The sequence below is a fragment of the Aeromonas sp. PS2Canimalfood6 genome (genome assembly GCF_048276795.1).
GTDB classification, from domain to species: domain Bacteria; phylum Pseudomonadota; class Gammaproteobacteria; order Enterobacterales; family Aeromonadaceae; genus Aeromonas; species Aeromonas caviae.
Window position 1 is genome coordinate 1 of record NZ_JBLUXC010000103.1, and the last position, 5,525, is coordinate 5,525.

Here is a 5,525-nt window from a genome sequence, read left to right on the forward strand (position 1 = left end):
CGGGCACCCGGGTCACAAATAGTTGCTGCTGTTGCGCCAGTAATTGCAAGGTATCGGCGCAGTACAGTGCGGCATCGCCGACCAGATAACGGCACTCCTGCGCGGCCTTGAGACTGCTCAAGTGGCGCCGTACCGTCTGGGCAAAGGCCTTGGTATCATTAATATTACCACTCAAGGCTTGCATGTAGATGGGCAGGCCGGCCTGATTTTCACAGATAAGCTCCAGGATAACCTGGTTTAGCTCTGGCCGATGGTCGCGGCTATAGCCCCGTACCAATTGCAACTTACCGAGCTGCTCGCCATCGGCTTGGTCATAGGCGCCATCGACGTGGAAGCTGGTGATATCGAGGTGTACTGCAGTACTTTTGAGCCCCAATCGTTCAACGACCTGCTCCGCCATCACCTGATAAAGCGTGCTGACATCGGCCTCAAAGAGGGCATCAAGGCAGCGGCCGAGCACATCATCATTGAGGTCATCGGCACAGATCCCCGGGCCAATCAGGCGTTCTACAGGCTTGTTGGCAAAGAATTGCGGGAACATGTGCAAGGTCGAACTATGAAAGCCAAGACCGTTCAGTATCATCGCCACCAACGCTTCACCATGTGAGACTTTGTAGGGCGGCGTTTTGGGTAGCACCGCATCAATCATGCGAGCAATGCCGAGTTCTTGGCAAAGTGCAGCGACCAAACCAAGGTGGTCGAGGTTACGGATCGAGATAGCGGGAGCGGCCATGATGAATTACCTGCAAAAGAGAGTAATAGATCAGAATGACCGATCGCCGTCAAGTTTTTTAAATCGAAAATTAGGTGCGGAATGACGGATCTAATATTTTTAATCTTCTTATAATATTAGAGATAGATTTTTATCCTGAGAAATGGCGTTTGTTAAGGTTTGATATGGATAACACGCTCTTTTTATGGGGTTTTTAGGCGGGGTTTTAGCACGTTTTGGGTGTTGGTTCGCCACTTGTGTTGGTTCGCCAGGAATTTTAGCTACCCGGGCGTTAAAATCCTGGTGGGAATAAGTTGTGAGCATGGGCTTATTACACTACTATCAGTCTCCTTTTATCGTGTTAATAATGAAATAATATGATTTTTTCTGAATTCACTCTCAGGATTATTGTGTTTTATCGGGTCAATATTCTGCAGGAGATGATAAGCGATGCGCTGCGTAAATTACTGCCTGAATATTCTCTGCAAATATCAATAGTGGAATCAACAGAACAGCTCTTTGATGCCATTAGCGACGGTCAGGTCGATATTGTTATGGCCGAGTTCAGTTATCTGTTTAACCATAAATCGTGGAGCGTACAGACCAGTAACCGGCTCAATATGTTATGTCATACGCACCACGTTAAGCGTGTACTTTTTGTGCCTGAATTACAGTACGGATTATTAAAAAGGGTGCTGGAGATGAAATACGAGCTGACCCTTTCCCTGCAGGACGAGCCCGGCGAGCTGAAAAGAGAATTACAGGTGCTGCTCAGAGCAGAAGAGGCCAGGCCGCGTGTCTCATCGTATCTGAAGGGAATGATGCGCGCCGGCGCGCGCTCGCGTTCGGTACTTTCCGCCCGGGAGTGGGAGGTGCTGCATCTTCTGGTGGAAGGCTACACCGTGACCGAAATTGCCCAGCTGCGAAGCCGCTCGGCCAGTACCATCGCCACCCAAAAGCACAATGCGATGAAAAAACTCAACCTCACCAACCACAGCGAACTCATTAAATACCTGCAGATGGCGGGCCGGATCGGGAGTTAAGCGTCGATTCGCCGGAACGACAGCGTCCCGGCATAAGCGCATCAGGGGTAGATAATATTCAGCGTCGCCGTCGTATTGAGTTTGCCCTGACTGACCTTCGCCGGTGCCCAGACATAATAGGACGCCGCCATGGGCAGGGTGAACGTCTTGCTCAGTGCCCCGCCCGCCGCCACGTTGAACAGCAGCGTGGCATTTCCGCGGCTGGTGGTAGAGGTCGAGAAGATGACCGGCTGTTGCGGGTTATTCCGCTGAATCAGCCGCAGCCCCACGCCCTGTGCGGCACCGCTGCTTGTATCAACCAGTACGGAACTGTCGGTCGACAGCAGTTGCGTGCTGGAGAGGAACATCTCAATCGCCCGGTCAGACGTCCCGTTTGTCCCCAGATTCTGACAGCTCATATTGAGCGTAAAGGGCGTCAGCCCTGGCTGGGCAGAGGCACTCAACTGTGGGATACCCAACGTAGGTAAATGAACCGTCAGCCCCGCGTTGTCGAATGAGCAGGTGGTCAGCTTCGGCGCATATTTGATGGTCATCGGCTGACCAAACATATCGCGGTTGTCGTAAGGCCATTTGAACCCGTTGATTAACCACTGCAATATCTTGACGAGCTGCTTGATTGGCCAGGCGATGATTTCCAAAATCGACAATCCGCTCATGTCGCTGACGAACAGAACGTCGCTCATGTTCGCCGTATCCCCCGTCAGGGTGGTGCCGCTCTGGTTTACCAGCGTAAAGCGCACGGTAAAAGGGGTATTCAGCTCTGAAGCCGTATGGTTACCGCTGGCGGCCAGCGTCTTGTTGGGATGCGTGCTGGTGATCTCCGCCCGCACCATATATTTATTGTTGCTGAAGCCCAGAATGGTGGCGTAGTTACTGTCGGTCGAGAGGATCGGCGTGTAAGAAAATTCACTGTTAGGCGTCGTACAGTTGAACGAGCCGCTGTACTGGGTGGTGAAGCTGCCGGTCCAGGTCGGCGTGGCGGGCGTCAGCTTATCCGACAGATCGACGCTGATCGGCGGGCCATAGGAAATACTGCCCCCGGAACAGGTGGCATAGCTTGCCCCGCTGACGCAGGCGAGAAACAGAAAGGTCAGTAACCGTATCATGTTGATGTTCCGTTAGTAATGGCAAACAGAGGACGGGCTTTCCAGTCCCCACGCCGGTGCGGCGATAGTGCAATTTCCGCTACGCAAATGAACGCTAAGCTCACGTGGTGGTTGTTCCGCGCGAATGTAGAGCACGCTGGCCTGGCCGACATAACCCACCGACTCGCCGCGCTCGTTCAGCACTTCGGTACCAAACGGCAACGGTGCCCCGTCCGGGCGGGTGGCGCGCAGCATCCAGGACTGGCGCTGGTCGGTATCGAAGCGGATATAGTTCACCGCGCCATCGTAAGGGGCGACGTTAGCGATGTTGCCCAGCACTTCTGCCCCGCGGCTGTTCGCCGTTTCGGACAGGGTGATGGCATTTTTACGGTACGGCGTGGCGTAAGGCACCAGCGCCACGCCATCACGGTTGGTCACGATACTTTCGTCGCCGTTAACCATCAGCCCTACCGCCTGCGGCGCATCGACAATGGTCATGGTGGAACCGGTTTCGTTGGAGGCAAGCAGATGCCACGGCACGGCCACCAGGCTGCCGCGCCCGTTCAGCCCCATCTGGCGGTAGTCGGAGGATTCACTGTAGGAGCCACCAAGCGTCGCGAAGTTTGCCCGGTATGCGGTGTTCACGCTGGCGGTGTTGTTCCCGCCCCGCGCATTGCTGCCGGAGAGCGTATAGCTCAGGCGGTTCGACGCCAGCGCGTTGCCGCTCATGCTGATATTGCTCTGTTCATAATGCGAGTCGCTGGCCGTCAGGCTGGAGGTGACCCACGCGTTGTTATCAAACAGCGAGAAGGGCAGGCTGAGGGAGAGGTAAAAACGCGTCTCTTCTTCACGCTCGCTGTTGCGCACCCGGCTGGCGGAGACGGTATAGCTGGCCCGGCCGATGGCGTTGGAATAGCCGGCCTGATATTCGCGCGAGGTTTGGCGGGAATTCCAGTAGTCCCGCTGTGTACCCGAGATAAACACCGTGCCCCAGTTGTCGGGCAGACGCTGGTTCAGGTTAAGCGTGAAGGTGTTTTTAGGCTGTGCGGCGCGCAGGGCATCCCAGGTGCTCATCGTCATCTCCGGGGCGACCCCGAAGCGATCTTCATACTCGTCATACTGTGCTTTCAGGCGTTGATACCCTTCCCGGGAGTAAAGCGCGTCGCTAAAGCTGTAATACCCTTTCGTGGAGTAGCGGTAGGCCGCCAGCGTGAAGTTGGTGGCTGTGGTATCGATAAATTTACTGTACGACACGCGAAAGCTTTGGCCGCTGTCGGTTCTGTCCTGCAGCGTGGTTTTGGCGTGGGTGACATCCACGGATACCGCGCCAAAGGGCAAATTCCAGCCGGTGCCGATAAGCCCCGCCTGATAATTATCGCTCACGATCGTGCCCGTATAGCCGGTCATCAGGTTATTAAAGCCATAGCGCAGCGTGGCCTGCAGGAACGCCGGGTCCGCCTCAAGGGTGTTTTGATGAACCTTTCCCGCCACCACGCTGTACTCGCTCACACCCTCTTTGAGCATGCCGGGCACGGCAGAGAAAGGCACCGTGAATGATTGCTGGGAACCGTCCGCTTCGCGCACGACCACCAGCAGGTCGCCCGCTGAACCGGTCGGCTGAATGCTGTCGAGGGTGAACTGGCCCGGCGGAACGTTCTCCTGATAGATGACGTTACCGTTCTGCATTACCTTCACCAGGGCGTTAGTGCGCGCCACGCCATGTACCACCGGTGAAAAGCCCTGCTGCGAGTTAGGGCGCATTTTCATATCGGACGCCAGCGACACGCCGCGCACACGAAGGGAATCAAACAGATCGCCGGGAATATAAAAGTCGCCCAGCGTCAGGTTGGATTTCAGCGCCGCCAGCGGGCGGCGAAGGTAGCGGGTGTTATTCTGCCAGCTGCTGTCACCGCTGGCGGATTTGCGCCAGGTACTGCTGTCGCGAAACTGCCAGCCGAGCAGGTTGGCACCGGAATCCAGCCCGGCGTAAAAATCATCGTTGGTCTCTTTGGCGGAGCCTTTCGTTCGCGTGTTGTACCAGGTGGTGTTCCAGGAGAGCATCAGCGCCGGGATCCCTTCGTCCCAGAACTGAGGGGCAACATAGCCCTCTTCGGTACGTAAGACGGCCGCCTGTGGCACGGTGAGTCCCAGACTCAGCGTGCTGGTGTCCGTTTTTACCTCGCCGCCCTGAACCAGATCGTGCAGCTGCACCTGGCCGTCAGTAATGGCGGGGGCCGGAATCGCTTTGGTGTTGATCCCCAGCATAAGCGCGTCTGTCCAGGCAAGGCGAACGTCATCCTGTTGCTCGCCGTAGGTCACCGTATAGCGCCCCTTCCAGTCTCCGTTGACGTAAATATCCATCTCCTGGGGACCGGCTGGCATGGCGTTGTTTTCGTAAAAGCGTGACAGATCGGACTCACCGGATGCGCCAGCAAGCAGGGAGGTATCAAACGTTACCGCACCTGATTTATGCGAAAGCAGAAGCGAGCAGACAGCCAGCATGCAGAGCCTGTTTTGTTTCATTTTCATGGTGAGTCTTTCCGATCACTGGCGGCGTTGTTGACCAAATCCGTCGCTGGATGGCCGTTCCCCAACCCGTTGATACCACTCAATTCACTGGCTGGCGAACAGGCATACCAAGCCCTATCAGCTTGTTCATCACCTTCACGCCAGCCAGGATTTCGC

Annotated in this window: 3 protein-coding genes and 1 pseudogene; 1 reads left to right on the forward strand and 3 read right to left on the reverse strand. The window is 55.8% G+C overall.

Features of this window, described 5'->3' with window-relative positions:
- A pseudogene (locus tag ACNPAA_RS20510) lies at window positions 1-733 on the reverse strand (IS1634-like element ISShes12 family transposase); the annotation flags it as partial.
- Window positions 734-1,089: 356 nt separating this feature from the next.
- Between ACNPAA_RS20510 and ACNPAA_RS20515 the strand changes: the two are divergent.
- Complete coding sequence (locus tag ACNPAA_RS20515; protein ID WP_191979702.1) at window positions 1,090-1,755, forward strand: LuxR C-terminal-related transcriptional regulator; 666 nt, start codon at window positions 1,090-1,092, stop codon at window positions 1,753-1,755.
- 41 nt (window positions 1,756-1,796) lie between these two features.
- Here ACNPAA_RS20515 and ACNPAA_RS20520 read toward each other — a convergent pair whose 3' ends face one another.
- Together ACNPAA_RS20520 and ACNPAA_RS20525 are read right to left on the reverse strand one after the other, a co-directional pair.
- Entirely contained in the window at window positions 1,797-2,861 is a 1,065-nt protein-coding gene (locus ACNPAA_RS20520; RefSeq protein ID WP_201873137.1) for a fimbrial protein, read from the reverse strand.
- Window positions 2,862-2,873: 12 nt separating this feature from the next.
- Window positions 2,874-5,369, reverse strand: a complete 2,496-nt coding sequence (locus tag ACNPAA_RS20525) for a fimbria/pilus outer membrane usher protein (protein ID WP_201873138.1) — start codon at window positions 5,367-5,369, stop codon at window positions 2,874-2,876.
- Between the last annotated feature and the right edge of the window lie 156 nt (window positions 5,370-5,525).